The organism is Rummeliibacillus suwonensis (assembly GCF_007896435.1).
GTDB classification, from domain to species: Bacteria; Bacillota; Bacilli; order Bacillales_A; family Planococcaceae; genus Rummeliibacillus; species Rummeliibacillus suwonensis.
The window spans coordinates 280,117-297,856 of sequence record NZ_VCBL01000002.1; the positions used below are offsets into that span (position 1 = coordinate 280,117).

The 17,740-nt window shown below is 36.8% G+C and carries 15 protein-coding genes and 3 riboswitches; of the genes, 4 read left to right on the forward strand and 11 right to left on the reverse strand.

All coding sequences use genetic code 11. The features are described from left to right. Window positions 1–667: 667 nt before the first annotated feature. The 3 genes from FEU33_RS14665 to FEU33_RS14675 are packed head-to-tail and all read right to left on the reverse strand — an operon-like array spanning window position 668 to window position 3,499. The gene (locus tag FEU33_RS14665; protein ID WP_146550227.1) at window positions 668–1,465 is read right to left on the reverse strand and encodes an ABC transporter ATP-binding protein; all 798 of its coding nucleotides are present in this window, start codon (window positions 1,463–1,465) and stop codon (window positions 668–670) included. Continuing rightward, window positions 1,458–2,480: an ABC transporter permease gene (locus tag FEU33_RS14670; protein ID WP_146550228.1), complete on the reverse strand. Its 1,023-nt coding sequence runs from the start codon at window positions 2,478–2,480 to the stop codon at window positions 1,458–1,460. Before FEU33_RS14670 ends, FEU33_RS14665 begins: the two co-directional genes overlap by 8 nt. 17 nt (window positions 2,481–2,497) lie before the next feature. After that, window positions 2,498–3,499 carry an ABC transporter substrate-binding protein gene (locus FEU33_RS14675; RefSeq protein WP_146550229.1) on the reverse strand — a complete coding sequence of 334 codons (1,002 nt, stop codon included), beginning with the start codon at window positions 3,497–3,499 and terminating at the stop codon, window positions 2,498–2,500. A 297-nt stretch (window positions 3,500–3,796) separates the two neighbouring features. Continuing rightward, window positions 3,797–3,841, forward strand: a riboswitch (PreQ1 riboswitch). A 7-nt stretch (window positions 3,842–3,848) separates the two neighbouring features. Between FEU33_RS14675 and FEU33_RS14680 the strand changes: the two genes are divergently transcribed. Continuing rightward, the gene (locus tag FEU33_RS14680; RefSeq protein WP_146550230.1) at window positions 3,849–4,352 is read left to right on the forward strand and encodes a QueT transporter family protein; all 504 of its coding nucleotides are present in this window, start codon (window positions 3,849–3,851) and stop codon (window positions 4,350–4,352) included. A 326-nt stretch (window positions 4,353–4,678) separates the two neighbouring features. On the opposite strand, the gene FEU33_RS14685 is transcribed toward FEU33_RS14680, so the two are convergent. Continuing rightward, entirely contained in the window at window positions 4,679–6,283 is a 1,605-nt protein-coding gene (locus FEU33_RS14685) for a long-chain fatty acid--CoA ligase (RefSeq protein WP_146550231.1), read from the reverse strand. A gap of 659 nt (window positions 6,284–6,942) precedes the next feature. On the opposite strand from FEU33_RS14685, the gene FEU33_RS14690 reads away from it, so the two are divergent. After that, complete coding sequence (locus FEU33_RS14690; RefSeq protein ID WP_146550232.1) at window positions 6,943–7,269, forward strand: YflT domain-containing protein; 327 nt, start codon at window positions 6,943–6,945, stop codon at window positions 7,267–7,269. 434 nt (window positions 7,270–7,703) lie between these two features. Here FEU33_RS14690 and FEU33_RS14695 read toward each other — a convergent pair whose 3' ends face one another. Then, the gene (locus FEU33_RS14695) at window positions 7,704–8,651 is read right to left on the reverse strand and encodes an L-threonine 3-dehydrogenase (RefSeq protein WP_146550233.1); all 948 of its coding nucleotides are present in this window, start codon (window positions 8,649–8,651) and stop codon (window positions 7,704–7,706) included. A 243-nt stretch (window positions 8,652–8,894) separates the two neighbouring features. On the opposite strand from FEU33_RS14695, the gene FEU33_RS14700 reads away from it, so the two are divergent. Next, on the forward strand, window positions 8,895–9,530 hold the full coding sequence (locus FEU33_RS14700; protein WP_146550234.1) for a hypothetical protein: 636 nt from the start codon (window positions 8,895–8,897) through the stop codon (window positions 9,528–9,530). 154 nt (window positions 9,531–9,684) lie between these two features. Here FEU33_RS14700 and FEU33_RS14705 read toward each other — a convergent pair whose 3' ends face one another. From FEU33_RS14705 to FEU33_RS14720, 4 genes are all read right to left on the reverse strand, one after another. After that, window positions 9,685–10,524, reverse strand: coding sequence for a MetQ/NlpA family ABC transporter substrate-binding protein (locus tag FEU33_RS14705; RefSeq protein ID WP_146550235.1), 840 nt, complete (start codon window positions 10,522–10,524; stop codon window positions 9,685–9,687). Window positions 10,525–10,670: 146 nt separating this feature from the next. Further along, a complete protein-coding gene (locus FEU33_RS14710) occupies window positions 10,671–11,363 on the reverse strand; it encodes a methionine ABC transporter permease (RefSeq protein ID WP_146550236.1) in 693 nt (230 codons plus the stop codon). Then, on the reverse strand, window positions 11,353–12,366 hold the full coding sequence (locus FEU33_RS14715; protein ID WP_146550237.1) for a methionine ABC transporter ATP-binding protein: 1,014 nt from the start codon (window positions 12,364–12,366) through the stop codon (window positions 11,353–11,355). Before FEU33_RS14715 ends, FEU33_RS14710 begins: the two co-directional genes overlap by 11 nt. Window positions 12,367–12,490: 124 nt before the next feature. Beyond that, a riboswitch (SAM riboswitch) is annotated at window positions 12,491–12,590 on the reverse strand. A gap of 193 nt (window positions 12,591–12,783) precedes the next feature. Continuing rightward, entirely contained in the window at window positions 12,784–13,572 is a 789-nt protein-coding gene (locus FEU33_RS14720; protein WP_146550238.1) for a carbon-nitrogen family hydrolase, read from the reverse strand. Window positions 13,573–13,735: 163 nt separating this feature from the next. On the opposite strand from FEU33_RS14720, the gene FEU33_RS14725 reads away from it, so the two are divergent. Next, entirely contained in the window at window positions 13,736–14,911 is a 1,176-nt protein-coding gene (locus tag FEU33_RS14725) for a pyridoxal phosphate-dependent aminotransferase (protein WP_146550239.1), read from the forward strand. Between the two features lie 124 nt (window positions 14,912–15,035). Beyond that, a riboswitch (SAM riboswitch) is annotated at window positions 15,036–15,146 on the forward strand. Between the two features lie 124 nt (window positions 15,147–15,270). Here FEU33_RS14725 and FEU33_RS14730 read toward each other — a convergent pair. Next, a complete protein-coding gene (locus FEU33_RS14730) occupies window positions 15,271–15,432 on the reverse strand; it encodes a YezD family protein (protein ID WP_146550240.1) in 162 nt (53 codons plus the stop codon). Between the two features lie 534 nt (window positions 15,433–15,966). Then, window positions 15,967–17,652: a methyl-accepting chemotaxis protein gene (locus FEU33_RS14735; RefSeq protein ID WP_186731439.1), complete on the reverse strand. Its 1,686-nt coding sequence runs from the start codon at window positions 17,650–17,652 to the stop codon at window positions 15,967–15,969. Window positions 17,653–17,740 lie beyond the last annotated feature (88 nt).

Below are 17,740 nucleotides of genomic sequence, written 5' to 3' on the forward strand. Positions count from 1 at the left end.
GACTCTACACCAAAATCTGTTCTTGGCATAAAAATTAGATGTCCTATTGATTTCCGCTACGGCTTGCTCGCTTTCCTGCGGGCGAACGCTGGGGGCTGGTCACGGAGTCGTTGCCACAGGACGTGGTGCCCTTAGACTCCGTTCCTTAATCGCTACGCTGCAGGGTCTCATCTGTTCGCTTTTCCCGTGGGACATTGAATTGGCTTCATCGAATCAACACCGCACGAAGGAAATGCGTATGCATTTTCGAGGACTCGAGCAAGCTTCCGCTCCAATCTAGCTAAAGCTAAAATTAACTATTAAACACTATCTTTTACCAATAAATATGCCTATTCATTTCGTCAAGCACATGTTTTGGCAAAACTTCTATTTTAAGAATTTTTAGAAGGTTTTTGTAGAATTTTTTTATATGGCTAGAAAGCCGTTTCTAGTCATTATGACAAAGCATATGAAGATCGCATTATAGCGTGGATTCATTATTACAGCCATCAAAGAAAAACTCGGTGTCAAGAACCCAACCTAGGATTCTTAAAACCGAGAGAGTCGCCTAGTATTCAATTTGATATAATATTCAACTCTTTAAGAACCTCGTCCATCAGTATCTCTCTGAATGATCTTTTTATTTTTCCAAACAGATCTTTACCGATTACAGGGCTCTTTAGATACTTTACACACTTAATAAAGTTCGATCGGATACCATTTTCTCTCCGCGTATGTGTTGGAATTGAAGCATTAAGTCATCTATTTGTAAATCTTTTTTCAGAGATGGTTCGACTTCTAAAATAATTTGTCCCTTATCCATCATAATTAGACGATTTCCTAAATCGATGGCTTGTTGCATATTATGTGTAACCATCAACGTTGTTAGTTTATCTTTTTCTACAAGCTGTTTTGTTAAATTAGTAATTAACTCTGCTCTTGATGGATCGAGAGCAGCTGTATGTTCATCTAGTAAAAGAATATTTGGTTTTGTAAAGGTAGCCATCAATAATGACAGAGCTTGGCGTTCTCCACCAGATAACAGACCAACTTTGGCATTTAAACGATTTTCAAGATTAAGATGCAATGTTTCTAATGATTCCTTGAAAAATTCTCGGCGCTTTTTATCTACACCTATTCGAAGCGTTCTTTTTTGATTACGTGAATAAGCGATTGCTAAGTTTTCCTCAATCGTCATTGTTGGCGCTGTACCTGCCATTGGATCTTGGAATACACGACCGATAAAATGCGACCGTTTATGTTCTGGCAGTCTAGTGACATCCTTGCCATTAATCTCAATCTTCCCAAGATCTGGTGTTAAGGCCCCTGAAATCATATTCATCATCGTAGATTTACCAGCACCATTACTACCAATAACAGTGACAAAATCACCTGTTTTCAACTCTAAATGAATATTATCTAAAGCAATTTTTTCATCGGGTGTCGCTTCGTTGAAGATTTTATTGATCCCTTCTAATTTAAGCACTCCTCTTCCCCTCCTGTTTCACTGCTCTAGCATGTTCAGCACGGCGTTTAGCTATGCGGGATTTCTCTTTTTGCTTTGCTCTTAAAGTTGGGATAACTAACGCGATCACTACTATAACAGCCGTAATTAGCTTCATATCACCTGTATCTAAAAATTCAACTTGCAATGCTAGGGCAAGAACAATTCGATAAATAATGGCTCCGAAAATAACAGCAAACGTTGTACGAGCAATTGTTTTGGTACCAAAAATAGCTTCACCGATGATAACAGAAGCTAATCCAATCACAATCATCCCAATGCCCATACCAACATCTGCAAATTTACCGTATTGTGCGATCAAAGCGCCTGATAGTGCAACTAGACCATTGGATAACCCTAAGCCTAAGATGGTTAATGTATCGGTGTTTGCAGAAAAGCTGCGGATCATTTTGCCATTATCACCTGTTGCACGAATAGCTAAACCAATTTCTGTTTTGAGGAACCAATCAAGGACAAACTTAATCGCAAAAGTCAAAATAAACATGATGAAAACTGTGCCCCAAGTATTTGGAACATGTTCAACTCCCATGTTTGATAACATACCATTGAAAGCTTTATCGATTCCTAGTTTTCCCCAGAATTCAGAGAATGCTGTGAATAATGAATCGGAATTGGCAAGTGGAATATTGGGTCGTCCAACAGCTGTATCTATTGTCAGCCCCATTATTCGTAAATTAATCGAATATAAAGCAATCATCATTAAGATCCCTGATAATAGTGAATTGATTTTTGCCTTCGTATGCAAAAGACCTGTAATGGAACCAGCAGCAAAGCCAGCCAATGCTGCACATATTGTGGAAATGATCGGATTGTATCCTAATGTGATCATTGTTGCTGCTGTTGCGGCACCTGTTACAAAGCTACCGTCTACTGTTAAATCAGGAAAATCTAACACTCGGAATGTAATATACACTCCGAGTGCCATGATTGCATAGATGATCCCTTGCTCGACTGAGCCGAAAATTGCTGTAAACATAAAGAATCATCTCCTATCTATTTAACTACTTCTGCTTTCCATTCATCTTTGACGTCTACGCCAATTTTATCTGCTGTTGTTTTGTTGATTTCAAGTTTTAATTTTGTAGGATATGCAACAGGGATATCTGCTGGTTTTTTACCATTTTTTAAGATTTCCACTGCTTTTTGACCTGCTTCATAACCGATATCATAATAGTTAAAGCCATATGCTCCAAGACCACCACGTGCTACAGAGTCAAGTTCCCCTACCATTACAGGAATTTTCTTATCATTTGCTACGTCTAGTACTGACTCAAGAGCTGACACAACTGTATTATCAGTAATGATATAAAAGGCATCCACTTTACCAACTAATGATTCTGTCGCCTGTTTTACTTCTGCTGATGTTGATGCTGACGCTTCAACAATTGTGATGCCCGCTTTTTTTGCTTCTTTTTTCGCAATATCTACTTGTACACGAGAGTTTTGTTCACCTGAGTTAAACACCATTCCTACTTTTTTAGCACCTAATTGTTCTGATAAAAATTTAACTGTATTTGGAATAGCATCAGGATGTGTATCAACCGTACCTGTTACATTACCACCTGGTTTTTCCATTGATTTGACAAGTTCTGCACCAACTGCATCTGTCACCGATGTGAAAACAATTGGAATATCAGATGTTGCCGCAGCTACCGCTTGTGCACTTGGTGTAGAGTTAGCAAAGATTAGATCGACGCCGCTTCCTACCAAGTTGTTGGCAGCTGTCGTATTAACACTTTGATCCCCTTGAGCGATTTCAGTTTGATATTCAACTTTTAATCCTGCATCCTTAAGAGCCGCTTTAAAACCTTTTGTAGCTTGGTTTAATGATGGATGTTCTACAATTTGTGTAATTCCGACTTTATATGTTTTGCCTTCTGCTGCATTAGAATCCTTTGTATCAGATGACGAATTATTTTTACTACCGCACGCAGCTAAAGCTAATACGATGATAGTTGTCATCAAAAGCAATGCGTACTTTTTCATTTTCTTCATAATATCCCCCTCAAATTCTTGTTGTCTCTTATTCTTTTAGTAACTAAACACAGTAATTATTACAGAAGACTTTTATAACCGTCAATAATATTATGAATGTTTAAATTAGTTTATCGCGTTGAACTTCAACGCTTCACTGCGATGAAATGCTTGTTTATAAGGATTCTCCATACATTTTATAAAATGTGTCTATTTTGTGAATCTTTTAAATAAGCTTCTGCGTTATACATTTCTATTTTTAAAAATATGATTTGACATTTTTATTTAATATATTTACAATGTAAATTTGTTTCTAACAATATCGTGGTTCGAAACCATCCCACGTAAAAAAACTAGGGGGAACTGAAAATTGAAAGTAAAATCAATAGTTATCAACGGGATTATTGCAGCACTATATATTGCTGTAACAATGCTTGTCCAACCTTTTGGCTACAATGCTATACAATTTCGTCTATCAGAAATGTTTAATCATCTTGTTGTTTTTAACAAAAAGTATATGATAGGTATTGTTTTAGGAGTCTTCATCGCCAATCTGTTTTCACCGCTTGGTATGTATGATTTAGCATTTGGTGTTGGGCAATCAATCTTATCGCTTGCCATTACTATTTGGTCAGCTCGCTTTATTAAAGGACAGGCAACACGTATGATCTTTAATACGATCGTATTTACGATTATGATGTTCCTAATCGCCATAGAGATCCAACTTGTGGGAGATATCCCATTTGCACTTAAACCATTCTTATTGACATGGCTTACTTGCGCGGCTGGTGAATTTGCAGTCATGGCTGTAGGTATTCCTGTGATGATGCTATTAAATAAACGCCTTCATTTTAATAAATTGATAGAAGAGTAGACGGTTTACATGTAAAAAGAGCATTTCAATGAAAGTTTCAAAGAAATGCTCTTTTTCTTATTGTAGATATCCGAAAAACCTAATAAAGTGAAGCTTCCATCAGTGGGGGTTTTCTTCATCCCCCACTGGGCTAGAGGAACTCAGGTTAAAAACGCCACGTCTTGTGGCAACACCTGAGGGACCAACATCTTGTTGGCCCAAACCAATCGGACTTTTACGGGCAGTTCATCCCCCATCTATCTTTCTCGTTTCTCTCTATATCTTGAAATTGGGATCTTACTGCCCGTTAAAGGCGGGATAAATCTATGAATGAATTACATAATCTATCATGGTTTACGTCCTTTTACATCCTCACGAAGTTTGGCTTTCAAGAACTTTCCTACAGATGTTTTGGGAATCTCTTTTAAGAAAACGATATCATCGGGTATCCACCATTTGGCAAATTGCCCCTCTAAATGGGAAAAAAGCTCTTCTTTTGTTGCTGTGCTCCCATCTTTTAGAACCACACAGGCAAGTGGCCTTTCTTGCCATTTTTCATCTGGCACTGCAATCACCGCGGCTTCAAACACCCCCTCATGTGTCATCAAAGCATTTTCAAGATCCACTGAAGAGATCCATTCTCCTCCGCTTTTAATAAGATCCTTTACTCGATCAGTTATTTTAATATAACCTTCTGGTGTGATTACCGCGATATCACCTGTATATAACCAGCCATCTTTAAATGCTTCCGCCGTTCTTTCATCATTGTAATACTTATCCGCTATCCATGGTCCTCTTATGATTAACTCGCCCATCGTTTTACCATCCCACGGAGCATCTCCATCATCATTTACAATGCGTGTTTCGATTAATGGTACTGTTAACCCTTGGGTTGCACGAATATTTAGTTTATCTTCTTTTGACCATTGTTCTATTTCAGATGTATAAGTAGACAGGCTGACAATTGGCGTTGTTTCCGTCATCCCGTATCCTACGATAAATGGCACTTTATATTTTTCCTCAAAGGCTTTGATGAGTCCTTTTGGTGATGCAGATCCACCACAAACAATGGCACGCAGGGATGATATATCTCTTGGTTTTTCTTCTAATTCTTTTAATGCGCCTAGCCAAATCGTAGGTACACCCGCCGTTAAGGTCACCTTTTCTTGCTCGATTAGATCTAACAGCAACGCGGGTGTGAACATAGGTCCAGGCAATACTTGAGTTGTGCCAAAATTAACAGCTGCGAATGGTATTCCCCATGCATTGACATGGAACATAGGGACAACAGGCATTGCTATATCATTCTCGTGAAGTCCAAATGAATCTACTAAACCAAGTGCTAAACTGTGCAGCACTATACTGCGATGTGTATAAATAACACCCTTCGGAAATCCTGTAGTTGCACTCGTATAACACATTCCCGCTGGCATATTTTCATCTAAATCTTCTGGAAACTCATATTCTTCTGCATCGGCTATCAACTGTTCATATGAATGAATATTGTCTGATGTTGGTTCAGGTAGTTCCGAGCCATCTTGCATGACTATAATATGTTTCACGGATTTCAACAGTGGAATCGCTTTCTTTATTAATGGAAACAAATCCCCATCCACTAATAATATTTCATCCTCTGCATGATTGATAATATAAATAATATGTTCTGGGGATAGACGTATATTAATCATATGGAGAACAGCTCCTGCACAAGGAACAGCAAAATAAGCTTCTAAGTGTCGATGATGATTCCATGCAAAGGAACCCACTCTCGTTCCTCTTTTCATCCCCAATTTGGTCAACGCATGTGCTAACTTTCGAGTACGTTGCCCAAACTCTTTGTATGTGAAGCGATGGATCGTATTTTCAGCTGTTCGTGAAATGATTAATTTCTTTGGAAAATAACGTTCTGCTCTCTTGATAAAATCTGTTAATACTAGTGGTGTCTGCATCATAACTCAACCATCCCCTTATTTGTGATCATTTTTTAAAATCATCCATCTATATGAATCAATTTCACAAATCATTTTCTTCTTGAAAAATGCGAACATTTAGTGATAACTATTTTTAATAGTTGTGGAGCGGAGGACGGCGACTCCTCGAAAATGCATACGCATTTCCTTCGTGCGTTGTTAGTTCAGGAAGTTTATTCAAAGTCCTACGGAAAAAGCTTGAGCTGAAAGCACCGCAGGAACCTTTTAAGGGACAAAGCCTAGGTTCGTCACGTCCTGTGGCAACGGCTTCACATCTGTCGCTTACGCTTTCGATGCTGCGGAAGAAGATCTCTTGTTGCCCCCAAGAAATTGAAGCCAAAGCCCGCGGAAGACGCCGTCTGTAGTGGCACATACAAGTCTGAATGTTAATGCTTATATTAATAGAAAATGTTCATATTTTTTATCTAGATTTTGCATGATGAAATTGATTCGTCTATAAGAACATTTCAATTTTCTAACTATCAGCTCAACTAGTGCAGAAAATTCTATTCATCTAATTGATATTATGATTTTAAAAAAAATTTATGAATAAACGATATGATTTAACTAAAAATAGGAACGTTTAATCTTTTCATTTTGGGGAATACCATAAGTAACATCTAAAATAGGAGGAGATTGAGATGATCAGTAACATTTCTGTAGAAAATGCAGTACAAGCAAAAAATCAAATTGAGAAGTTAGAATCACAAGGTTTGAGCCGCGATAATATTTATATTTTTGCTCATGGTGATGAACGCGAAGAAGATATTGCAGATGCACTCCATACAGCCGAGGTAGGTATCAAAGAACAAGGATTTTTCAGATCCATGAAAAATTATGTAGTTGCCCGTGGTAATGAGCTTCGCAGTCAAATGGAAGCTGTTGGTTTAAGTAAAGAAGAAGCTGCTCAAGCAGAAAAAGAGTTAGACCAAGGAAAACTCATTATTATCGCACGAACATTACAATAATTGTATTTATTTTAATGAATAAAGCGAAACTTCACCTAGTGTGGAGGACTTTCTTGGGTGTTAGTTGAACATTAGACTTTCCATGTAGTTGATCCTTATTTTTCCGTTCGTTACTTGTGTCTTGAAGAGAGGAACTTTGCTGCCATCAATGAGGAGCAAAAGCAACCTATCAGTTGAGATCATCCCTCGCTTATAGGTTGCTTTTTTAAATTTATCCCGCTTTAAGAGGCAGCAAGACCCCCTCTCAAGATTTAGAAAGAAACGACAAGGATAGATGGGGAATCAACTGCCGCATGCGTCCGATTGGTTCGGGCAGGCAAGATGTTGGTCACTCAGGTATTGCTACAGGACGTGGCGCTTTTCACTTAAGTTCCTCTATTTCAGTGGGATGAAAAACGCCCACGGATGGAGTTTCACTTTATCCTACTATTCAATTAGGCTGAATGGCTAATTTTTTTTTCTAGCTTTTTAAGCATATCAATGGTCATTGCATCCAAATCATATTGAGCGTTAAATCCCCATTCTTCCTTTGCAGCACTTGCATCAAGAGAATCTGGCCAACTATCTGCGATCGCTTGACGAATTGGATCAACATCGTAATCCATTTTGAAACTTGGCATTTGCTTACGAATTGATGCGGCAATCTCTTCTGGCTCAAAACTCATTGCTGTTAAGTTGAAGGCATTACGATGGATCAACTTATCCGGGTTTGCTTCCATTAAATCAACAATTGCTTGTAATGCATCCGGCATATACATCATATCCATATATGAACCCTTTGCTATATAAGATGTATATTTTCCTTGTTGTACGGCTTTGTAATAAATATCTACAGCATAATCTGTTGTACCGCCCCCTGGAGGCGTTACATAAGAGATTAGGCCTGGGAAACGAACACCGCGAGTATCTAAGCCAAACCGTGTATGATAATAATCGCACAGCAATTCACCAGCCACTTTGTTGACACCATACATCGTTGTTGGACGCTGTAATGTATCTTGTGGTGTATTGTGTTTTGGGGTTGATGGTCCAAATGCGCCAATAGAACTTGGTGTGAAGAATTGTAAATCTAATTCTCGAGAAACCTCTAATGCATTGACAAGCCCACCCATGTTTAAATTCCAAGCCATTAAAGGTTTTGCCTCTGCCGTTGCGGATAATAACGCTGCCATATGCATCATCGTATCTGCGCCGAACTCTTTTGCTATATCATGCATACGCTGTGCATCCATGACATCTAATAATTCAAAAGGTCCAGCCTGTGTGGAAACCTTTCTTATATCTGTTGCTAATACATTGTCTGTACCATATTCATCACGGAGCTTCGCTACTAACTCTGAACCAATTTGACCGCACGCACCAGTGATCATAATTTTCTTCATTTTATTTCCTCCTCTTGCTAACTACAAATGTACTTCTGGAATATACACGTTTTATATAAATACAATTGTATTTTTCAGAAATACAATTTATTCTATTTAATTTGCGTTTAATCAGTGTTTCTATTACAGCAATTATATAATGTATTTTTAAAAAATACAATATTTGTTTTTCTTCAGTGAACATATATATCAAAAGACTTTTTTGAAAGTTTTGATTATAATGAGTAAAAAGGAGTGAAATTTATGCAGTTATGGAAATTAACGCTGATTTATTTATTTGCAATTATCGCTTGTACTTTTTTGTTGTTAATGGATATTCCAAAATGGCTAATTTTCATTTTGCTTTTTCTTTATGTTTTTTCATTCACCATGTACCCTTACTTCAACGCACTTTTATGGACAAATAATCTCAAGACAGTTGAACGTTTTCTTAAAGCCAATAAACATCGATCCTTATATGCATACCCATATGCGATCGCCAACCAATCTGTAGTTGAACAAAGAGCTGCCCTACAAAAAATTATTACCTCCCATCAGCAACCCTATATAAAACACAATTATGCTTCTATATTAGCGATTCTTGAAAAAGATTATGATCGTGCTTTATCAGAAGCAAAGCAAATTACAAAAGAGCCTTTTCAAAGTTACATGATTGCACATAGTGAAGCCTATTTAGGAAACTTTGAACAGGCGAAAACCTTAATACCGAAGCTCACAGAAAACTGGATGTCGCCTTCGATTGAAAGCTTGATTTCCTTTAAACAGCAGGATGGCGAAAATTTTAAACATTATGCTACAAAGGCCATTCAACAAGCGAGGGGCATTCAAAAGTATTTGCTCGTTCATAATTTTCGAAAATTGGGGGAGAAATTGAAGTAAGTAAATTGGTTGTGACATTTCATTCGGTTAAAATATACGAGAAAAAGGCGCAGAATACTGATCAAACAGTGTTCTGCGCCTTTAGTATTGACATATTCTTCTTGAAAAAGATTTCTTAAGTAAACTACATATACCATCTTTTCATTGATTTTGCTTATTTTCTATTTTTCATCCATTCAGGTTTACCAAATCCTTTGAAGTCTGAATCGATTACTTTTTCAAATTCAGCAGATTCTACAACTGCTTTAAGATCTTTTGCAAGTTGTGAATTTTCATCTGCCTGACGTACTGCTACAACATTACGGAATTGATCTGGCATGTTTTCAAGGAAAACAGCGTCTTGTAATTTCATACCTGCAGCTAATGCAAAGTTTCCTGGTACGCCGGCTATGTCAGCACTTTCAACAGCACGAGGAAGACCTGCAGCTTCAATTTCTTTGAATTTTAAATTTTTAGGGTTTTCTGTAATATCTTTTGTAGAAGCTTTTAATTCATCGATTTTATCATTAATTTTGATTAAACCTTGTTCTTGTAATGATTTTAAAGTACGAGCTAAGTTTGAAGGGTCATTAGCAATTGCTATTGTTGAACCGTCTTTAATGTCAGCTACTGTTTTATATTTCTTAGAGAAGAAGCCCATTGGTGCAGTTGGTACAATGATTAATCCTTTGATTTTTGTACCATTTTGTTTATTGAAGTTTTCCAAGTATATAGAGTGTTGGAACAAGTTTGCATCAATATCTCCTGAATCCAAAGCTTTGTTTGGTTGGATATAATCGCTGAATTCTACTACTTTTACTTTATAACCTTTTTTCTCAAGTTCAGGAACAATTGCCTTGTTTAGCATATCACTATAAGGGCCAGCTGTTGCTCCAATTTTAATATCCTTTGTTTCTGTCGCTTTGTCTGTGTCTTTTTTTGCTTTATCTTCGCCACAAGCAGCTAAAGCTGTAGCTAATACTAAAGTCAATAAAACAAGTAAAAATTTCTTCATTATTGTAAAGCCTCCTATTATTATCTATGAAAATCTCTGACTTATCATTTTCCAACTGCTCAAGGTCGCTTTCCGTCAAAAACGAAGATGACGCTTTTGTTTCAAGCTCCTAAAACAACTGTCGCAACTGAACGAGCCATTTCCGCTTAACGTTTATCTACTACTTTTGCTATTGCATCACCAGCTAATTGAATCACTTGGACAATCACGATTAAAATAACAACTGTTGCAATCATGATGGTATTGTCATAACGGTAGTAGCCGAACCGAATGGCTAAGTCACCGATACCGCCACCACCAATAATTCCTGCCATCGCTGAAGAAGCAACTAGGCTAATAATCGTCATCGTAACCCCTTGAATCACACCTGATTTTGCCTCAGGAAGCAATACGTCTTTAATAATCATCCAACGTGTTGCCCCAACAGCAATTGATGCTTCAATGACTCCTTTATCAATTTCACGAAGAGATGTTTCAACAAGTCTTGCAAAAAATGGCGTCGATGCAACAGATAGAGAAACGCTTGCAGCAATCGGCCCTATCGTGTCACCTACTAACCATTTTGTGAATGGGAATAATGCTACTAAAAGAATAATGTATGGAATCGAGCGAATTAAATTGACGATAAAACCAACAACTATATTAATGAAACGATTCCCAAGCAGTCCTGATCTACTTGTAGAAAATAGACCTTTACTGGTGATGAACAGTAGTAACCCAAGTGGTAAACCAATCACTAAAGCGATTGATAAGGCAATGCCCACCATTAGAAGGGTCTGACCAAATGCTTTCCAAATATCTGGAAGCATCTCAGCAAAATGACTTGGATCAAATAACATGGTCTAACACCTCCACTGTTACTCCTCGATTTTCCATATAAGAAATCGAACGTTTTATATCTTCTACTTGCCCATCCAACTCCATTAGAAAAATGCCGAGTGGTTTTTCCTGAATATATTCAATCGTGCCATGAAGGAAATTACCTTGTACTTTAAATTGCTGAAGCATGTCCGAAATGACTCCTTCACCAGCTATATCACCTTTGAACAAAATTTTAACGATCTGTCCTTGGACATTTTGTAGAATCGCTGATGGAATATCAAAGGATACGATACTGCTAATAAATTCTTGTGTTAACGGCTTTTCTGGATTGGCAAAGATATCATAAACAGGGCCCTCTTCTATCACTTTACCATTCTGCATAATCGCCATACGATCGCAGATTTCTTTTACAACATCCATTTCATGGGTTATAAGAATAATCGTAATACCGAGTTCACGATTAATTTTCTTTAATAGTCGTAAAATAGAGGTGGTAGTAGTTGGGTCAAGTGCTGACGTTGCTTCATCACAAAGCAATACAGATGGATTATTAGCTAATGCTCTTGCTATCCCTACACGTTGCTTTTGTCCACCACTTAGTTGGGATGGAAACACATCTTTTTTATCCGTCAGTCCTACCATATTGAGCAATTCTTCAACTCGTTCATTGCGCGATTCCTTTGGTAATTTCGCAGCCTTCAGTGCAAATTCAATATTTTCACCGACTGTTTTTTGGCTGATTAAATAAAAGTGCTGGAAGATCATACCGATTTTCAAGCGTGCCTGACGAAGCTTCTCGCCCTTTAGCTTTGTTAAATCTTGTCCATCAATTAGAATTTGTCCATCCGTTGGTTGTTCCAACAAATTAATACAGCGCAATAAAGAACTTTTTCCTGCCCCGGAATAACCAACGATACCAAATATTTCTCCATCTCTAATTGTTAAAGAAACATGATCTACACCAATTATTGATTTCTTTTTTGCTTTGTATACCTTTGATACATTTTGTATTTCCAGCACATACATCCCTCTAATCCTATCAAATTGCTATTGTATAAAATATACATAATCTATCAGTAAACTACGTATTCTTATAAAAAAAGATACACCTTTCTACTGAAAGACGTATCTTTTTATCGACGTTTATTTATCTTTCAGAAATAAATTCTGTAGGAATTAGCACCTTCCCTAATGGGGGTTGCTGGACTTCATAGGGCCTTTCCCTCAGTCGCTCATGATAAATTCCATTTGTCAAGTTGTAAGTTTATGATACTCATCATATTTCCTTTTAAGTCATTTGTCAATGAATTTTAAAAATTTATATATGGCTCCTATTCATCATCTGTAAGATTGTATATGATGCACCCATTAAAAATAGATGATCACCAGATGATGAACCATTAAAATCCTATTCTTTCATATATAGGTTAAACATTTCTACTTTAAAATATCCTTGTATAATTCTGGGCGTCTGTCATCATACACTGGAATTTTCTTACGTACTTCATCCACTTTTGAAAAGTCCACATCGACTATGGACAATTCCTCGTCCTTCTGACCGATCCATAACACTTCGCCCCATGGTTCAATAACCATCGATTGACCATTAAAGTTTTCTTCTTTGTGGCTGATCCGATTAACTGCAATGATAAAGCATTGATTTTCAATAGCGCGTGCTTGCAATAACACTTTCCAATGATCGATTCTTGCAGTTGGCCATTGTGCCGATACAAACAAGACTTTAGCTCCCTTTAATGCATGAAGTCGCAGCCATTCTGGAAAACGAATATCATAGCAGATCACGCCGGCTGCTGGCAAATCGCCTAATACAAAATTGTTTTGTGTCTGCCCTGCCGATAAATGCAGATGTTCATCCATTAAGCGAAATAAATGGACTTTATCGTACTCGCCTACTAATTCACCATGATGATCAACGGTGTACATCGTATTAAAGAATCCCTTTTCTTTTTTGGTTGCTACTGAACCACCTACAATATGAATATGGAGCTCTGATGCTAGTGATTGAAGAAATTTCTTTGTTCTTTCACCATTCACATCTGCAAGTTCATCTAGTTTTTCTAAAGCGTAACCCGTGTTCCACATTTCCGGTAAAATGACGAGTTCAGCCCCTTTACTTGCTGCTTGGCGAATAAATTCCTCTGCTCTTGTAAAATTTTTTTCAACATCCCCAAAAGCTACATTTAATTGAATACATCCTACTTTCATTTTTGCACCACCTATAGACATTTTCTTAAAAAGGTTATACTATTTTTACTAAATCATTTTTTTATTCTGAAAATTAAGCTTTATATTATTCTAGCTATTTCTAATTCAAATGTATAGTACAGCGTCTTAATACATTTATGAGAGACTTGGAGGGAATTATACGATGGAGTTATCTGAAAAACTACAAAATCTACCTAAACAATTTTTCGCAAACCTTGTAAGACAAGTAAATCAAGCGGTCGCAGAAGGTCGCGATGTTATCAATCTAGGGCAGGGTAATCCTGACAAACCAACCCCAGCGCATATTGTCAAAGCAATGCAAGAAGCAACGGCTAATCCAGAAACGCATAAATATTCCCCATTTCGAGGATTAACTGAATTAAAAGAAGCCATCGCTACATTTTACAAAAGAGAATACAATGTAGACATTGATCCTAATACAGAAGTGTCTATTCTTTTCGGTGCCAAGGCTGGACTTGTTGAACTGCCTTTAGCGATCCTCAACCCTGGGGATACAATGTTGTTGCCAGACCCCGGCTATCCAGATTATTTATCGGGTGTAACATTGGCAGATGTAAAATTTGAAACGATGCCACTATTAGCTGAAAATGATTTTCTTCCAGACTATCAACAGCTTTCTGAAGATGTTAAAAAAAGAGCTAAATTAATGTACTTGAACTACCCGAACAACCCAACAGGTGGTATCGCTACAAAAGAGTTTTATGAAGAAACTGTCAAACTAGCAAAAGAAAATAATATAGCCGTATTGCAAGACTTTGCCTATGGTGCAATTGGCTTTGATGGCAACAAACCCATCAGTTTCCTCCAAACGGAAGGAGCAAAAGAAGTAGGCATTGAAGTTTATACATTATCAAAAACATTTAACATGGCTGGTTGGCGTGTTGGTTTCGCCATCGGCAACCCACAAATTGTTGAAGCATTAAACCTTATACAAGATCACCTCTTTGTTAGCCTATTCCCAGCAATACAATTAGCAGCAGTTGAAGCATTAACTGGAGATCAATCTTGTGTCAAAAAACAAGTAGCTATTTATGAAAGCAGAAGAAAAACTCTTATCAAAGCATGTAAAGAAGTAGGATGGCCTGTAACCGCTCCAAAGGGCTCTTTCTTTGCATGGCTTCCTGTTCCAAAAGGATTCACAAGTCAACAATTTGCTGATTTTCTTTTAGAGAAAGCAGATGTCGCTGTAGCTGCTGGTAATGGTTTTGGCGAACACGGTGAAGGTTATATACGTGTAGGATTATTAGTAGATGAACAAAAATTAACAGAAGCGATCAAAAGAATTGAACAACTCAATTTATTTAAAGAAACGGTATAAGAAAAATATTGGCTAATGAATGAAGGTCAATATTTCTATTATCCTAATTTATTTTTACAGAAAATAGTATTTCAATGTACTAACTTTTTACTTTAGACTAAATAATCGTAAATTTAAAAATAATCTCTTATCAAGAGTAGCTGAGGGACTGGCCCTATGAAGCTCGGCAACCTTCCCATATTGAGGAAAGGTGCTAATTCCTGCAAAGCATGACAAATGTTTTGATCGATAAGAGAGGTGAACTCACAAAGGTGAAGCCCCTCTTACTTTTAAAAGAAAGAGGGGCTTTTTTTATGAAACATGATGGATCGATCTTTCTATTTCTAGTTAATGACCAAACTTACCTAAGCATACTCATATTATTTAGCTTTTGATTTGCTGAATCGTTGCTTTTCAAGGCGATTAATCTGTACGATTACTCCATCTTGAATCGTAATATGCACTTCTCCAAATTGAAGTCCTTTAATGGCATTTAAAATGGCTCTAATTTGTTCTGAGTCCTCATTCAACTGTTGGGTCATATGATTTTCTCCTTTACAAATTGATTTTTCCGTACTATTTGAGATCAAAAATGATTTACGTTCAAGTTCTATTATCATAGTGTTTTTATTGTTAAAAGAACCAAACAAATATTTTCCGTTTTTTATTTTATTTTGAAATTTATTATAATTATTAACAATTAAAAAGTCAATACAAATTCTTATAATTCCTAGTTAAATACTAAAGTATTTAATTTCATCCTATGACACATTTTAAATTAAAAATACATATCCTACTTTTCTAATCAACCTAGCCAACACAAAAAAGACTATGTGAGTTTCATTTCTTTACTCACACGGTCCATTTTTAAACTTTATCTTACATTAACATGCAGCAATCCCATTCTTCATCACTCTAGTAACATCCAGAAGTTAAGTAGAGGTGCTGTCTGCCTGTAAAAAGCGATTTGGTTCAACTTTCATCCAGTATCGTCCTAAAACGCCGATACTGAATGAATTTTCCTTTTTGACCCTAATATCATAGATATACTGACATCCAAAATTTATACGAAATGATTATACTTTAAATCGTTGAACTTGCTCTTGTAGATGAACTGTACTAGCTGTCAATGTTTTGGAGGCAGAGTTAATATCTGCAATTGTCGCAACTTGTTCTTCTGTAATAGCAACAATTGTTTCTGTTTCATTTACTGCAACATTTGCAGTTTGCGCCATTTCTTGAACAGATGCGGCAACCTCCTCTGTAGAAGCGGATACTTGTTGTGTTGCTGACGATATATGTTCCGTCTTCTGTGTCATGTCATCCACCGAATTTAAGATTTCATCAAATGCTTGCTGAGCCTTCTGTATAAAGTTAACACCATCATCAACATTTGATACTGTCACTTCGACAGCATCCTCAACCTCTGCTGTATCCGATTGAATAACCGACGTTAGATGAACGATTTTTTCAGCAGAATTTCTAGATTCTTCTGCTAATTTTCTTACTTCATCAGCTACTACTGCAAAACCTTTTCCATGCACACCTGCACGAGCTGCTTCGATCGCTGCATTTAAAGCAAGTAAATTCGTTTGATCTGTAATTTCCGTGATGACCTTCGTGATATTGCCAATTTCTGCTGATTGTTGGCTTAGTTTTCGAATCTTATCTCTTGTCATAGATGAAGATTTTTGAATAACTTTTAATTGGTTGGAAGTTGTTTGCAATGTTCCATTTCCCTTTTGCGCTATTTCTTGCGTCTCCACGGCTTTACTATGCACTTCTTGGGTAGCATTCGCAATGGTTTGCACACTACTGGCAGTTTCCTCTATAGCAGTTGCACATTCATTCCCCACTTTAGCCGTTGAATTCGCTCCCTCGTTGATCATCGCCAATTTTTCGGCGACTTCATGAGAGGTAACTGCGACTTCATCCGTACTAGCTGTTAATTCTTCTGCAACAGCCGTTGTATGTTCAACATTTTCCATTACCTCTGAAATTAATGCCTGTAAATTGGTTTTCATGGAATTGAATGATTGTGCTAAAGAATGGATCTCATCTTTTGTATGAACGATGATATCGGGATGTGTTAGATCTCCTTTTGCAATAGTAATAGCTGCCTTATCTAAAGCACGTACAGATTTCGTGATTTTTTTCGTTATAAATAATGAGCATCCAATGGCAACTAATAGACCGATGAATGCACCTGCTAACATTATGATGATCCCCTGTTGTACGCTATCTTCTGCTGCTTGACGACTTTCATTCATCTGCTTTGTTTGATCATCAACAATTCTTTCTACACTACTTAAAATCATTTCATTAGCAGGGCGAGATTCACTAGCGATGATATCCGCTGCTTGAAATTTATTTCCTTTATCAACCATCTCAATAGCATTTTGTGTACTTTTTAAAAAGATATCTTGATTATTTTTAATATTTTCTAGTTCTTGTTTCATTGGTCCTGACTTTAAGCCAGGTTCAACTTCTTTTATAATTTTGGAGACATGCTCCTGCTGCTCCTTTAAGCTATCTAAATTGTCTTGGATCGGATTTAATGCATATGAAGTAACAAATGTACCTTGCATAGCAGAGGCGTATTTAATCTCTTTAATCGTCATCGTTTTTGTTACACGTTGATCTAAAATCTCATGATATGTATTTTGTATATTTTTTAATTGTACATATCCAGTAATCGTAATAACGACCATAAAAATAATCAATATGGAAAATGCTAAATATAGCTTTTTACTAATACTCATACTGTCGCCCCCCATTATAATTGTCATGGCCTACTGATTACTCATGACATTTTAAAAGAAAATAGATATTAATTACTATATCAATTTA